The 13,542-nt window shown below is 64.0% G+C and carries 14 protein-coding genes; 2 read left to right on the plus strand and 12 right to left on the minus strand.

Features of this window, described 5'->3' with window-relative positions:
• Positions 1 to 13: 13 nt before the first annotated feature.
• On the minus strand, positions 14 to 2,710 hold the full coding sequence (gene acnA, locus ACP15I_RS02730; RefSeq protein WP_424973797.1) for an aconitate hydratase AcnA: 2,697 nt from the start codon (positions 2,708 to 2,710) through the stop codon (positions 14 to 16).
• Positions 2,711 to 2,928: 218 nt separating this feature from the next.
• Here acnA and ACP15I_RS02735 point away from each other — a divergent pair, with 218 nt between their 5' ends.
• The gene (locus ACP15I_RS02735) at positions 2,929 to 3,633 is read left to right on the plus strand and encodes a DUF1223 domain-containing protein (RefSeq protein ID WP_424973798.1); all 705 of its coding nucleotides are present in this window, start codon (positions 2,929 to 2,931) and stop codon (positions 3,631 to 3,633) included.
• A gap of 22 nt (positions 3,634 to 3,655) precedes the next feature.
• Here the strand turns inward: ACP15I_RS02735 and nthA are convergent, their stop codons facing one another.
• The 7 genes from nthA to purB form a co-directional block, all read right to left on the minus strand.
• The gene (nthA, locus tag ACP15I_RS02740) at positions 3,656 to 4,267 is read right to left on the minus strand and encodes a nitrile hydratase subunit alpha (protein WP_424973799.1); all 612 of its coding nucleotides are present in this window, start codon (positions 4,265 to 4,267) and stop codon (positions 3,656 to 3,658) included.
• Positions 4,257 to 4,544, minus strand: a complete 288-nt coding sequence (locus ACP15I_RS02745) for an SH3-like domain-containing protein (RefSeq protein WP_424964484.1) — start codon at positions 4,542 to 4,544, stop codon at positions 4,257 to 4,259. Before ACP15I_RS02745 ends, nthA begins: the two co-directional genes overlap by 11 nt.
• The gene (locus tag ACP15I_RS02750) at positions 4,537 to 4,902 is read right to left on the minus strand and encodes a ScnB-like protein (RefSeq protein WP_424973800.1); all 366 of its coding nucleotides are present in this window, start codon (positions 4,900 to 4,902) and stop codon (positions 4,537 to 4,539) included. Before ACP15I_RS02750 ends, ACP15I_RS02745 begins: the two co-directional genes overlap by 8 nt.
• A gap of 64 nt (positions 4,903 to 4,966) precedes the next feature.
• Positions 4,967 to 5,959, minus strand: a complete 993-nt coding sequence (locus ACP15I_RS02755) for a flagellar motor switch protein FliG (RefSeq protein ID WP_424973801.1) — start codon at positions 5,957 to 5,959, stop codon at positions 4,967 to 4,969.
• Between the two features lie 125 nt (positions 5,960 to 6,084).
• Positions 6,085 to 6,618: a tetratricopeptide repeat protein gene (locus ACP15I_RS02760; RefSeq protein ID WP_424973802.1), complete on the minus strand. Its 534-nt coding sequence runs from the start codon at positions 6,616 to 6,618 to the stop codon at positions 6,085 to 6,087.
• A gap of 102 nt (positions 6,619 to 6,720) precedes the next feature.
• Entirely contained in the window at positions 6,721 to 6,888 is a 168-nt protein-coding gene (locus tag ACP15I_RS02765) for a hypothetical protein (RefSeq protein WP_424964480.1), read from the minus strand.
• Between the two features lie 97 nt (positions 6,889 to 6,985).
• A complete protein-coding gene (gene purB, locus ACP15I_RS02770; RefSeq protein ID WP_424973803.1) occupies positions 6,986 to 8,290 on the minus strand; it encodes an adenylosuccinate lyase in 1,305 nt (434 codons plus the stop codon).
• 99 nt (positions 8,291 to 8,389) lie between these two features.
• On the opposite strand from purB, the gene ACP15I_RS02775 reads away from it, so the two are divergent.
• Positions 8,390 to 8,806: a DUF6314 family protein gene (locus ACP15I_RS02775; protein ID WP_424973804.1), complete on the plus strand. Its 417-nt coding sequence runs from the start codon at positions 8,390 to 8,392 to the stop codon at positions 8,804 to 8,806.
• Here the strand turns inward: ACP15I_RS02775 and ACP15I_RS02780 are convergent.
• From ACP15I_RS02780 to ACP15I_RS02795, 4 genes are all read right to left on the minus strand, one after another.
• A complete protein-coding gene (locus ACP15I_RS02780; RefSeq protein ID WP_424973805.1) occupies positions 8,803 to 10,032 on the minus strand; it encodes an alpha/beta fold hydrolase in 1,230 nt (409 codons plus the stop codon). The genes ACP15I_RS02775 and ACP15I_RS02780 overlap by 4 nt on opposite strands.
• Before the next feature lie 154 nt (positions 10,033 to 10,186).
• Positions 10,187 to 11,509: a dimethylsulfonioproprionate lyase DddP gene (gene dddP, locus ACP15I_RS02785; protein ID WP_424973806.1), complete on the minus strand. Its 1,323-nt coding sequence runs from the start codon at positions 11,507 to 11,509 to the stop codon at positions 10,187 to 10,189.
• Between the two features lie 165 nt (positions 11,510 to 11,674).
• Positions 11,675 to 13,081 carry a type I glutamate--ammonia ligase gene (gene glnA, locus ACP15I_RS02790; RefSeq protein WP_424964475.1) on the minus strand — a complete coding sequence of 469 codons (1,407 nt, stop codon included), beginning with the start codon at positions 13,079 to 13,081 and terminating at the stop codon, positions 11,675 to 11,677.
• Positions 13,082 to 13,158: 77 nt separating this feature from the next.
• On the minus strand, positions 13,159 to 13,497 hold the full coding sequence (locus ACP15I_RS02795; protein WP_424964474.1) for a P-II family nitrogen regulator: 339 nt from the start codon (positions 13,495 to 13,497) through the stop codon (positions 13,159 to 13,161).
• Positions 13,498 to 13,542 lie beyond the last annotated feature (45 nt).

The following is a 13,542-nucleotide window of genomic DNA, read 5'->3' on the forward strand; positions in this document are numbered from 1 at the left end:
TGCCCAAGCGGTGTCAGGCTGCGGATTTGGCGAGGTTGCGCAGCACATAGTGCAGCACGCCGCCATTCTCGATATATTCGATCTCCACCTCCGTATCGATCCGGCATTTCAACTGGATCTCGCGCGTGGTTCCATCTGCATAGGTGATGGTGCAGGGCATTTCCGACTGGGGTACGATCTCGCCTTCGAGCCCGGTGATGGTCACCGTCTCATCGCCTTTCAGGCCGAGGCTTTTGCGGGTGTCGTCGCCAGTGAACTCGAAGGGGATCACGCCCATCCCCACTAGGTTGGAGCGGTGGATCCGCTCGAAGCTTTCGGCGATCACCGCCTTCACACCCAAGAGGCTAGTACCTTTGGCCGCCCAGTCCCGGCTGGAGCCCGCGCCATATTGCTCGCCGCCGAAGATCACGAGGGGCGTGCCGGCTTCCTGATAGGCCATGGCGGCTTCGAAGATCGAGGTCTGGTCCCCGTCCGGCCCGCGCGTATAGCCGCCCTCGACCCCGTCCAGCATCTCGTTCTTGATGCGGATATTGGCGAAGGTGCCGCGCATCATGATCTCGTGATTGCCGCGCCGGGAGCCATAGGAGTTGAACTCGCGCGGCTGCACCTGCCGCTCGGTGAGGTAGCGCCCGGCGGGTGTGCTTTCCTTGAACGAGCCCGCGGGCGAGATGTGGTCGGTGGTGATCATGTCGCCGAGAATGGCCAGAACCTTGGCCCCTTCGATGTTGCGGATCGTCCCGGCCTCGGCACCCATGCCCTGGAAATACGGCGGGTTCTGCACATAGGTCGAGCTGGCGGGCCAGTCATAGGTCAGGCTGTCCGTGGTCTCGACGCTCTGCCATTTCTCGTCACCCTTGAAGACATCGGCGTATTTCGTCTGGAACGCCTCGCGGGTGACGGTCTGTTCGACCAGTTCGGCGATCTCTTGTGTGCTGGGCCAGATGTCCTTGAGGAACACGTCCTGCCCGTCCTTGCCCGTGCCGATCGGCTCGGAGGTCAGGTCAATATCCATCGTCCCGGCGAGCGCATAGGCCACCACCAGCGGCGGGGAGGCGAGGTAGTTCGCGCGCACATCCGGGCTGATCCGGCCCTCGAAGTTCCGGTTGCCCGAGAGCACGGCAGTGGCCACCAGATCGCCCTCGGCAATCGCCTCGGAAATCTCGGACTGGATCGGCCCCGAATTGCCGATGCAGGTGGTGCAGCCATAACCCACGAGGTTGAAGCCGATCTTGTCGAAATCCTCCTGCAGGCCCGCGGCCTCCAGATATTGCGACACCACTTGCGAGCCCGGTGCCAGCGAGGTTTTCACCCAAGGCTTGCGGTCGAGCCCCAGCTCCACCGCCTTGCGCGCCACAAGACCCGCGCCGATCATCACATAGGGGTTCGACGTGTTGGTACAGGATGTGATCGAGGCGATCACGACCTTGCCCGAGGCCATGGTGTAGTCCTCGCCCTTGACCGGGACGGTCTTGTCCATGGGGCGATCAAAGGTCTCGGCCATCTCGCGGGCAAAGGCGGTCTTGGCATCGGTCAGCGCCACGAAATCCTGCGGCCGCTTCGGGCCCGAGATTGCGGGCACGATGGTCCCCATGTCGAGATGCAGGGTATCGGTATAGACCGGCGCGTAATCCGCCCCGCGCCACAGCCCGTTCTCCTTGGCATAGGCTTCGACCAGCGCGATCCGCGCCTCGTCCCGGCCCGTGGTGCGCATGTAGCGCAGGGTCTCGCCATCGATCGGAAAGAAGCCGCAGGTTGCGCCGTATTCCGGGGCCATGTTGGCGATGGTGGCGCGGTCCGCGAGGGGCAGCGTGTCGAGCCCGGCGCCGTAGAATTCGACGAACTTGCCGACCACACCCTTGGCGCGGAGCATCTCGACCACCTTCAGCACAAGATCGGTGCCCGTGGTCCCCTCCATCATCTGGCCGGTCAGCTCGAAGCCCACCACCTCGGGGATCAGCATCGAGATCGGCTGGCCGAGCATGGCCGCCTCGGCCTCGATCCCGCCAACGCCCCAACCGAGCACTGCCATTCCGTTGACCATGGTCGTGTGGCTGTCCGTCCCCACCAGCGTGTCGGGATAGGCCACCTCGGCCCCGTCCTGATCCGTATCGGTCCAGACGGTCTGGGCGAGGTATTCCAGGTTTACCTGGTGGCAGATCCCGGTGCCCGGCGGGACCACGCGGAAATTGTTGAAGGCCGATTGCCCCCATTTGAGGAAGGTATACCGCTCCAGATTGCGCTCATACTCACGGTCCACATTCATCTGAAACGCGCGTGGATTGCCGAATTCGTCGATCATTACCGAGTGGTCGATGACCAGATCCACCGGGTTGAGCGGGTTGATCTTCTCGGCATCGCCGCCGAGCCCGACTATCCCGTCCCGCATCGCGGCAAGGTCGACCACGGCGGGCACGCCGGTAAAGTCCTGCATCAGGACCCGGGCCGGGCGGTAGGCGATCTCGCGCGGGTTCTGCCCGCCCTGCGACGCCCAGTCGGCAAAAGCCTTGATGTCCTCGACCGAGACGGTCCGCCCGCCATCCTCGAACCGCAGCATGTTCTCCAACACCACTTTCAGCGCTGCGGGCAGGTTCGAGAAATCCCCGAGGCCGGCCTCCTGCGCGGCGGGAATGGAATAGTAAGAGACCGACTGGTCCCCGACCTGCAGCGTCTTGCGGGTCTTGGCGGTATCCTGGCCGACGGAAATAGGCATGACATGGCTCCCGGGTTGTGAAGATGAGGTGGCGTGTTGATCTAGATATAAGGGGGCTGCGAGCGGGTTCAATGCGAGTGTATACTATGGTATGCATATTTGCCCACCGCGCGCCCCCGATCCCAAGCATTTCAGAAAGCTCTCGAAATCTCGCAATTCCTTGATTGGTGATGTCAGGGGGGCTGGTCTAAATACTGAGACAGAATCGAGGACATGACATGCGCATTACGAGCACGCTATTCGCCCTGTGGACTGCCTTTGCTGTGACGACAGCCGCGCCTGCGGTTGCGGCGGAAAAAACCGTGGTTGTTGAGCTCTTTACCTCGCAAGGCTGCTCGTCCTGCCCGCCGGCGGATGCGCTTCTGGCCAAGCTCGACGAGAATGCGGATGTGATCGCCCTCGCGCTCCATGTGGATTACTGGGACTATATCGGCTGGAAGGACATCTTCGCCGACCCGGCCTATACGGCGCGGCAAAAGGGCTATGCCCGGGCCGCGGGCGCGCGCAGCATCTATACCCCGCAAATGGTGATCGGAGGGCTGGATCATGTGGTCGGATTCAAGCCCATGGATGTCGCCAACACCGTGCAGAAGCATCGCGACGTGCCGGACGGGGCCGAGATTGCCGCGCGTCTGGCGAATAACACCGTGGTCGTAACGCTGGAACCGGGGCGCAAGCGCGGACAGATGACCGTCAGCCTGATCGGCTATGAGCCCAAGGAAACCGTCAAGATCAAGCGCGGCGAGAATGCCGGGCGGACCATCACCTATACCAATACGGTGCGCGAGATGGTGAACCTGGGCAAGTGGGACGGACGCAGCAAGAAGACCTTTCGGCATCCCAAGCCCGAAGGCGGTCTGGCCGTTGTGATCGTGCAGGAAGACAAGCACGGGCCCATGGTGGCCGCCGCACGGGTCAGGTAATCCGGCGGCCGCTGGCTGCGCGTCAGAGGCGCGTCACCCCGATCATGCCGTCCCGCGTCACAAGCGCGGCGAGACCCTCCGCATCCAGATCCTCAGTCCCTGCGGGACGCTCCGGCACGACGATGTAGCGCATATCGGCGGTGGAATCGTGCACGCGCACGGTGACGCCCTCGGGCAGGGTGGTGCCGAACTCCGCCAGCACACCGCGCGGATCCCGGACCGTCCGCGAGCGATAGGCGCGGCTTTTGTACCAATCCGGCGGCAGCCCCAGCAGGTTGCGCGGATAGCAGGAGCACAAGGTGCAGACGATGACGTTATGGGTCTCGGGCGTGTTCTCGACCGCGATCAGGTTCAGCGTCCCGATATCATAGCCCATCTCGCGGCAGGCGGCAGAGCCATCGCTGAGCAGCCGGTCGCGAAAGTCGGGATCGGTCCAGGCCCGGGCGACCACGGCGGCGCCATTGGCCGGGCTGCGGGCGTCCATCTCGGTGACCTGCGCGGTCACTTCCGCCGGGGTCAGCACACCCTTTTCGATCAGCAACTCGCGAAGAGCGATCTCCGTCAGCTGGGCCTCGGTCAGCGGGCCGTCCTGATCCGGGCGATGCGGGTGCGGGTGGGCGTGATCATGGGGCATCGGCGGGCTCCAACCAATGGGCGTAAATCTCGGCATCGAGCGTGTCATCCGGGTGCGGTGCGTCCGCCCCCCAGATCTCGGCCATGGTGAAGCGCACCCGCAAGAGCGGCACCTCCGGCGCGGGCAGGCGATAGGCCAAGAGCTCGGGGTTCGGGAAGGCGGGCAGGCGGCGCTCGATCTCGCCGGTCTTGCCGCGCAGGTAGCCCGGCGTGCGGATATGGCCCGGCGGGGCCCATGTCTTGACGCGCACGCGCTGGGGCAGGGCGGTGTCAGTCACGGCCGGTCACCTCGCCATAGCTCAGCCCACGGGCGCGGATCTCGTCGATCTTGGCGGCGATCTCGGTCGGGGTGACGGCCCCGGATTCGATCAGGTTCCGGCGGAGCGAGGCGACCCAGCGCTCGTAATAGCTCATGGTTTCGAACGCCTCCGGTCCCATATCCTCCAGCGCGCGGCGCAGCCCGTCCACGGTGAAGAGCCCCTTGCCCTGGCACAGGATCACCAGCGCATCGACGCGCTTTTCCCAGAGCGCGAAATCATGTTCCTCGGGTAGAACGGGGCCAGCCTCCGCGCCGCCCATGTCGAACCAGCTGCGCGCGGTGAGAGGTGTGTCGGGGGGAGGGGACGTATCATGCATGACCGCAGCCTAGTCCCGGGATCCCCCATGGACAATGCCCCCCGAGCGTCAGGCGAAAGCCGCGCTATTCTTCCTGCGCGATCAGGGTGATCTCGCCGTCGGATTCCAGCTTGCGGATGGCCATGACCACATCGGTCATGGCGATTTCGCCGTCGCGTTCGGGCACGGCTCCCATTTCAGACATGCTGTCGCGAAGCTGGTCAGCCATGCGTTTGGACATGTTTTCGAGGATGAAGCTGACCACATCCGGATAGGTCTCGCTGCCCGCAGCGAGCGCGCGCACAAGTACGTCGCCGTCAACTTCGCGGGTGATGGCCGGGATATCGCGGGCCGAGACCCGCTCGGTGATATGGGCGAAGGTGAAGATCGCCTTGCGGACCTGATTGGCGAAGCCCTCATCGGTTTCGTCGAGGCTGCTGAGCAGGTCGTCCCGCGTCGCGGCCGCCGTGGAATTCAGGATATCCCCAAGCCGCGCCACCGGGTCCTTGGTAAAGGCGCTGACCGGTGTGTTCTCGATCCGCACCCGCAGGCTTTCCCCGATCTGGTCCACCAGAACCGGGCTGATCCCGCTTGTCTGGGAAATCGCGAAGGTGATCCGCCGCGCCCGCGCCCCGGGCAGAAGCCCGAGCACATCGGCGGCCTTGCCCACCTTGATCTTGGACAGGATCACCGCGCAAATCTCGGCGCTCTCGCCGTCGATCAGCGGGACGATCGCCTCCGGCTCCATCTCCGAGAGCAGATCCCAGATCGAGGTCTGGCCATTGAGACCGGCCTCCTGCCGGAGGTTCTGGGCCACTTCGTCCGAGATATGTCCCGAAAGCTTCTCAAGCGCGTCGCCAAGCCCCTTGGGGAAGGACAGGCCCAGCTCCTCAAGCTCGCCCAGAAACTCGCCAACCACTGATTGCAGCTCGTCGCGCGTGATCGGTTTCAGCTGCCCCATCTCCTGGGCGAGGGTTGCCTGCTGATGGGCGCTCAGCCCGGTGAGGTCCGGGGCCAGCCCATCCTCGAGAAGAAGACGCAGCACGACAGCCGCTTTCTGCCGCCGTGTCAGCGTCACAAGCGCCCCTCCAGAGGGCGCCTTGGGTTTAGATACAGTGGTCGTGCTCACCCGAAACTCCGCCTGCGCTGTTTCCCACAGGTGTCGCAGGCGAAGCTTAACGCCCGGTTAGGGCAAACAAGATTTTAATAGGCGTAACCGGAGTTTGAGCGCAGCGCCTGCGCCAGCGAGAAGGCCGCCCAGGTCTCGCGCCCACCGCGCGCCTTGATTTCGCGCAGCTCGGCCTCGGCCTCGGCCCGCTGGCCGATTTCGAGATAGCCCTGCGCGCGGTAGGAGCGCGCCGGGTGATAATCCGGGTCCTGCGCCAGCGCCGCCGCATAATAGGTCATGGCCCCGTCTAGATCGCCGGTCTTACGGGCGACGAAGCCCTGATAGGTCAGGGCGCGGGGATCTTGCGGGTTGTCATAGCTCGCCAACACCTGCAGCGCGCGATCATAGGCCCCGGCATAGGCCAGCTCGCGGACTGCCTCATGGCGCTGGTCATCGCCCAGACTGCTCTGGCTGGAGCTTACGCAGCTGCGGGTTTTCTCGTCCCAGACCGTGCTGCCGCTGCAGCTTGTGGTCGTTTCGGATTTCACCGGCGGGGCGAAATCATCACCTCCGGCGGCTAAACCGGCCGCGGGGGTCAGGCAGAGGCCAACGAGTAGGATCCAGCGCATCGGGTCGCTCCTGTTCATGGGTTTTCCAACAGATAGGCCCGGGGGCGCAAAAGAAAACGGCCCGCCTGGGCGCGCCGTTTTCAAAACTCTCACCCGGTCAGATCAGCCCGAAAGCTGGTCTACACAGGCCTGCGTGGTCGCGTCCCAAGTCTTGCCTTCGGCACAGCTTGCGACGGTCTGTTCCATCTTGTGACCCCAGTTGCACTCGGCCATGGCGAGGCCCGGTGTCAGTGCGAGGATCGCAACCGTAAAAATCGCGGGTAGGCGCATATCGTCTCTCCGTGTTTGAACGGGGAAACGGTAGCACGGAAACCCACCCTGCAAAGCCTTTTTTCGGATATGGCTTTGCGGGGCGCCTATTTCCCCGTCATTCGCCGAAAACGCGGGCGAAAATCGTGTCCACATGCTTGGTGTGATACCCCAGATCGAATTTCTCCTCGATCTCGGCGGGGCTCAGGGCGGCGGTCACATCCGCATCAGCGAGCAGCTCCTCCTTGAAGTCGGTCCGATGCTCCCAAACCTTCAGCGCGTTGCGCTGCACATAGGTATAGGCGTCCTCGCGGCTGACACCGGCCTGTGTCAGGGCCAGAAGCACGCGCTGGCTCATGACGAGGCCGGGGAACTTGTTCATGTTGTCGAGCATGTTCTCGGGGAAGATCAGCATCTTGTCGACCACCGAGGTCAGGCGGGCGAGGGCGAAATCGAGGGTGATGGTCGCGTCCGGCCCGATCATCCGCTCGACCGAGGAATGCGAGATGTCGCGCTCATGCCAGAGGGCGACATTCTCCATCGCCGGAATCACCGCCGAGCGCACCATGCGCGCGAGCCCCGTCAGGTTCTCGGTCAGAACCGGGTTCTTCTTATGCGGCATGGCCGAGGAGCCTTTCTGCCCCATGGAAAAGAACTCCGCCCCTTCCAGAACCTCGGTCCGCTGCATGTGCCGGATCTCGACCGCGATATTCTCGATCGAGGAGGCCACGACGCCCATGGTCGCGAAGAACGCCGCATGACGGTCGCGCGGAATCACCTGAGTCGAGATCGGTTCGGGCACGAGGCCGAGCTGGTCGCAGACATGCTCTTCAACCGCCGGGTCGATATTGGCGAAGGTGCCCACCGCGCCCGAGATGGCGCCCGTGGCGATCTCGGCGCGGGCATCGCGCATCCGGGTCAGGTTGCGGTCCATCTCGGCATAGAAGCGCGCGAAGGTCAGGCCCATGGTGGTGGGTTCCGCATGGATCCCGTGGGACCGCCCGATCCGCACCGTATCCTTGTGTTCGATCGCCCGGCGCTTGAGCGCGGCCAGAAGCCCTTCGAGATCCTTGATCAGGATATCGGCGGCGCGGGTGAGCTGCACGTTGAAACAGGTGTCGAGCACATCCGACGAGGTCATGCCCTGATGCACGAAGCGCGCCTCTTCCGAGCCCACATGTTCGGCCAGATGGGTCAGGAAGGCGATGACGTCATGCTTGGTGACGGCCTCGATCTCGTCGATCCGGGCCACGTCAAATTCGACATCCTTGGCTTTCCAGACGGCCTCGGCGTTCTCCTTGGGGATCACGCCCAGCTCAGCCATCGCATCGCAGGCATGGGCCTCGATCTCGTACCAGATGCGGAACTTGGTCTCGGGCGACCAGATGGCAACCATATCGGGACGGGAATAGCGAGGGATCATGTCTGGGCCTTGCGTTTTGAACAGGTTTGCGCGCGTCATACGGGGCATGAGCAGGACGAACAAGGTTGCGGGCCGTCGCAGGCGCGCCAAAGGCGGGACATGATCTCATTTGCAGCATTTGAAGGGGTCTGGCAGATCCAGCGCGAGATTGCCGATGCCCTGAGCGGGCCGGGGCGGTTTACCGGACGGGCGCAGATTTCGCTCATGGGGCCGGGCGCGTTGCGCTATGCCGAGGAGGGGCGGCTGACCCTCGCCCAGGGCACCAGTTTCACCGCCGCGCGCCAGTATCACTGGACCGAGGAGCCCGAGGAGGGCGGCGTCGCGGTGCATTTCGCAGATGGCCGGTTCTTTCACCGCTTCTCGCTGGGCGCGCAGGCAGAGGCGGCGCATTTCTGCGATCCGGACCAGTATGACGTGACCTACGACTTTGCCGACTGGCCCCGCTGGCAGGCGCGCTGGCGGGTGACGGGGCCGCGCAAGGACTATGTCATGACGAGCCGTTACGCCCGCGCCTAGGCGGTGACCTTTGCCGGCTCGGCCAGCTCTGTCACGATCTGGGCGCCGGCCTCCAACGTGCGGTGGACCGGGCATTTATCTGCGATCTCAAGCAGGCGCGTTCTCTGGGCCTCATCCAGATCGCCCTCCAGATGGATGCGCCGCTTGAAGCTGTCGATCCGGTCGTATTCGCCCTTGGCGTCCTGGCCATGGACCTTGTCATGCATCACGTCGACCGACACATGGGTCAGCGGCCAGCCCTTCTGTCGGGCATACATCCGCAAGGTCATCGAGGTGCAGGCTCCAAGCCCCGCCGCCACCAGCTGATACGGGGTCATGCCGCGATTGGTGCCGCCATAGGCGAAGGGCTCATCGGCCTGGATGTGGTGGATCGGGCCCGCATTCACATCCTGCAGAAAACCAGCCGGATCGGCCTCGGCCACCCGGGTGATGCCCTCGGGCGCGCCGGGCGGCGGGGCGGGCGGGCGCAGGTCGAGATAGCGTCCGACCCAGGCCGCGATCACTTCGGCGGCGTATTCGGCATCCTCGGCGCGGGTGATCAGGTGATCCGCGTCATCGAGGGTGACAAAGCTCTTGGGGTGCTTGGCGGCGCTGAAGATCTGCGTCGCGTTTTCGATCCCCACCTGCGCGTCGAGCGGTGCATGCAGCACCAGAAGCGCGGCCTTGAGCGCGCCGATCTCGGGGGCGAGCTGTTCGGCGGCCACATCCTCGACAAAGGCTTTCTTGATGTGGAAAGGCCGTCCGCCCAGCTTGACCTCGGCCTCGCCGGTCTGGGCGATCTCTTCGAGGGCATCGGTGAAGTTATGGGTGACATGCTCAGGATCAAAGGGCGCGCCGATCGTGGCCACGGCCTTGATGCCGGTGATGCCCCGTGCCGCCTTGAGCACCGCCGCACCCCCGAGGCTGTGCCCGATGAGCAGGCTCGGCGCCATGCCCTTCTCGGCCAGCGCTTCGGCGGCCCGATGCAGATCACCGACATTGGAGCTGAAGGTGGTGTTCTTGAACTCGCCGCCGGAATGCCCGAGCCCGGTGAAGTCAAAGCGCAGCACCGCGATCCCCATGGCCGCCAACCGCTGGGCAATGCGCCGCGCCGCCGGGATATCCTTGGAGCAGGTGAAGCAATGGGCAAAGAGTGCTGTGGCCAGATGCGGACCCTCGGGCAGATCGAGGCGCGCGGCGAGGGTGTCGCCAGCGTGACCTGTGAATGTGAGTTTTTCCGTCGGCATGGGGCAGCTCCGTGGTTGGAGCCTGAGAATGGGGCCCGGCGCGGCCTGCGGCAACCCATGTGTCAGCCCCGTCACGCAAGGGTGACGAGGCGTTGGTGGTCTGAAACATATGGGCGGAAGGGCCAGCGCGCCCTGCGCGACGGCCCCCGGGGGATCACAGCCCCAACAGCGCCGGATCGAAGGGATAGCTGGTCAGGTTCTCGGGCCCGTCCTCGGTGACCAAGACCTGATCCTCCAGCTTGATGCAAAAATCGCCATCCTCCTCGCCCACCACGGCCTCGACGCAGAACACCATGCCGGGCTCGACGACGGCGTCAAAGGCGCCGGGGGTGAACTCTTGCTTGTAGGTGATCAGGGGCCATTCATCGCAGAGACCAACCCCGTGGAACCGGCAGGAATAGCGCCGCGCCTCGTAGCGCGGAGCGAGTTGATGCCCGCCAAAGGTCAGCGCGTCGAAATGGGTCCCGGGCTGCAACAGCGCCATGTTGGTCCGGATATGCTCCACCCCATGCTGCATCGCTGCGATCATGTCCGGGCGGGGGCGGGCGTCTCCGATCCACCAGGTGCGGCTGATGTCGATGCAGATGCCGTAGCTGCCGATCAGGTCGGTGTCGAAGGCGAGGATCTCGTTCTTCTGCAACGCGCGCGGCCCGCATTCCTGGAACCAGGGGTTGGTCCGTGGCCCGCTGGCCAGCAACCGGGTCTCGATCCATTCGCCGCCGCGCTTGATGTTCTCGGCATGCAGCACCGCCCAGATCTCATCCTCGCTCAGCCCCGGGCGGGCGGCGGCGTGCATCTGCGCCACGGCGGTCTCGCAGGCATGCATGGCGCAGCGCATGGCGAGGATCTCGTCCGGTCCCTTGATAGCGCGGGCGCGCTCGGTGAGGGGTTCGCCCTCATGCACGTCGAACCCCGCCGCTTCGAGCGCCCGCAACCCGCGGATCATGATCTTGTCGACCGCCAATCGCGATCCGAGCCCGCGCGCGGTCAGAACATCGCTGACCTGCGCCGCAAATGCCCGTGCGGCCTCGGGACCTGCCTCCCCATGGGCGAAGTAATACATGGAGGCGCCAGAGCGGATCTCGGCCACCAGAGAATTGTGCTCGGCCAGAAAGGGCGCGTTCTTGTAATCCCACAGGACCATATGCCCATCCGCGCAGACCAGCACGGCCCGAAACGGGTTATGGGTGTTCCAGAGCTGCATGTTCGTGCTGTCGGTCGCATAGCGGATGTTGAGCGGGTCGAACATCAAGAGGCCGTCCATGGCGCGCGCCTGAAGCTGGGCGACCAGCCGGTCCAGCCTGTAGCGACGCATGGTCGGCAGGTCGGGCAGGGTCAACCCGGCTTCCTCCCATTCATCATAGGCCAGCCGCGTCGGCCCGATCTCGATGCGGTCCTGATCATTCGCCGTGCCATCCGCCAGCCGAGCCCCGCGTCCCGGATCGATCTTTCGCGTTTCGGCAAAATGCTGGTGCATGGCGGACCTCCTGCCATCGCAGGGTTCCGCCGGCGGGCCGGGTTGTCCGACAGGATTGCGACCTGTTCCGATGTCGTTTTTGCATGTCCGACGGGCGGGGCGGGCGTGCGGACAAAAAAAAGGGCGCCCCGGGGCGCCCTTTCGTATCTGGTCCGGATCCGTGGATCAGCAGCTGTAGTACAGCTTGTATTCCATCGGATGCGGCGTGTGCTCGTAGGCGTAGATCTCTTCCCACTTGAGCTCCATGTAGCCTTCGATCTGGTCCTTGGTGAACACGTCACCGGCCAGCAGGAACTCGTGATCCTTCTCGAGCTCGTCCATGGCTTCGCGGAGCGAGGCACAGACGGTCGGGATGCCGGCCAGCTCTTCCGGCGGCAGATCGTAGAGATCCTTGTCGGAGGCTTCGCCCGGATCGATCTTGTTGTTGATCCCGTCGAGGCCAGCCATGAGCAGGGCCGCGAAGCACAGATAGGGGTTCGCCGCCGGGTCGGGGAAGCGGGCCTCGACGCGCTTGGCCTTGGGGTTCTCGGCCCACGGGATCCGCACGCAGCCGGAGCGGTTCCGGGCGGAGTACGCGCGCAGAACGGGGGCTTCGAAGCCCGGGATCAAACGCTTGTAGGAGTTGGTCGAGGGGTTGGTGAAGGCGTTCAGGGCCTTGGCGTGCTTCAGGATGCCACCGATGAACCACAGCGCTTCCTGAGACAGGTCCGCGTATTTGTCGCCCGCAAAGATCGGCTTGCCGTCCTTGAAGATGGACATGTTCACGTGCATGCCGGTGCCGTTATCGCCTGCGATGGGCTTGGGCATGAAGGTCGCCGATTTGCCATAGGCGTGGGCGACGTTGTGGATCACGTATTTGTACTTCTGCAGCTCATCCGCCTGATGGGTCAGCGAGCCGAAGATCAGGCCAAGCTCGTGCTGGCAGGAGGCCACTTCGTGGTGGTGCTTGTCGACCTTCATGCCCATGCGCTTCATGGTCGAGAGCATTTCCGAGCGCAGATCCTGCGCCGCGTCGGTCGGGTTGACCGGGAAATAGCCGCCCTTGACGCCCGGGCGGTGGCCCATGTTGCCCATCTCGTACTCGGCATCGCCATTCCAGGCTGCGTCCTGAGCGTCGACCTCGAAGGAGACCTTGTTCATCTCGACGGACATGCGCACGTCGTCAAACAGGAAGAATTCCGCCTCGGGCCCGAAATAGGACACGTCACCAATGCCGGAGGACTTCAGGTATGCCTCGGCCTTCTCGGCGGTGCCGCGCGGGTCACGGGCATAGGCCTCGCCCGTGTCGGGCTCGACGATGGAGCAGTGCAGGCAGAGGGTCTTCTCGGCATAGAACGGGTCGATATACGCGCTCTCGGTGTCGGGCATCAGTTTCATGTCCGACTCGTCGATGGATTTCCAGCCAGCAATGGAGGAGCCATCGAACATGAACCCTTCGTCGAGGAAGTCCGCGTCCACCTGGTCGGACATCACCGTCACGTGCTGCAGCTTGCCGCGCGGGTCCGTGAAGCGGATGTCGACATATTCGACGTCCTCGTCCTTGATGGTCTTGAGAACAGCGTCTTTGCTCATGTGACCTTTCCCTTTCAATCGGTTGTGTGGGTTGTTTGTTGTGCTGCGCGGGCGCTGGGCGCGGCCGCGCCGTGCTATCAGAGCGCGTCTTCGCCGGTCTCGCCGGTTCGGATGCGGATGGCTTGTTCGACCGCCGAGACGAAGATCTTGCCGTCCCCGATCTTGTCGGTCTTGGCCGCAGCGACGATGGCGTCAATCGCGCCCTCGGCCTGATCATCGGACAGAACGACTTCGATTTTCACCTTGGGCAGAAAATCCACGACATATTCAGCGCCCCGGTAGAGCTCTGTATGTCCTTTCTGGCGTCCGAAGCCTTTGACCTCGACGACGGAAAGCCCCTGAACACCAATCTCCTGGAGCGCTTCCTTCACTTCATCGAGCTTGAACGGCTTGATGACAGCCTCGATTTTCTTCATCCCCCGACTCCCTCTAATTCCGTGGCCTTTTGCAGAACACTTTCA

The organism is Dinoroseobacter sp. S124A, assembly GCF_049801015.1.
Taxonomy (GTDB): domain Bacteria; phylum Pseudomonadota; class Alphaproteobacteria; order Rhodobacterales; family Rhodobacteraceae; genus Dinoroseobacter.

Coding starts and splice junctions, on each gene's coding strand:
- acnA (WP_424973797.1), bottom strand. CDS start 2,710: ATGCCTATTTCCGTCGGCCAGGATACCGCCAAGACCCGCAAGACGCTG.
- ACP15I_RS02735 (WP_424973798.1), top strand. CDS start 2,929: ATGCGCATTACGAGCACGCTATTCGCCCTGTGGACTGCCTTTGCTGTG.
- nthA (WP_424973799.1), bottom strand. CDS start 4,267: ATGCCCCATGATCACGCCCACCCGCACCCGCATCGCCCGGATCAGGAC.
- ACP15I_RS02750 (WP_424973800.1), bottom strand. CDS start 4,902: ATGCATGATACGTCCCCTCCCCCCGACACACCTCTCACCGCGCGCAGC.
- ACP15I_RS02760 (WP_424973802.1), bottom strand. CDS start 6,618: ATGCGCTGGATCCTACTCGTTGGCCTCTGCCTGACCCCCGCGGCCGGT.
- ACP15I_RS02765 (WP_424964480.1), bottom strand. CDS start 6,888: ATGCGCCTACCCGCGATTTTTACGGTTGCGATCCTCGCACTGACACCG.
- purB (WP_424973803.1), bottom strand. CDS start 8,290: ATGATCCCTCGCTATTCCCGTCCCGATATGGTTGCCATCTGGTCGCCC.
- ACP15I_RS02775 (WP_424973804.1), top strand. CDS start 8,390: ATGATCTCATTTGCAGCATTTGAAGGGGTCTGGCAGATCCAGCGCGAG.
- ACP15I_RS02780 (WP_424973805.1), bottom strand. CDS start 10,032: ATGCCGACGGAAAAACTCACATTCACAGGTCACGCTGGCGACACCCTC.
- dddP (WP_424973806.1), bottom strand. CDS start 11,509: ATGCACCAGCATTTTGCCGAAACGCGAAAGATCGATCCGGGACGCGGG.
- glnA (WP_424964475.1), bottom strand. CDS start 13,081: ATGAGCAAAGACGCTGTTCTCAAGACCATCAAGGACGAGGACGTCGAA.
- ACP15I_RS02795 (WP_424964474.1), bottom strand. CDS start 13,497: ATGAAGAAAATCGAGGCTGTCATCAAGCCGTTCAAGCTCGATGAAGTG.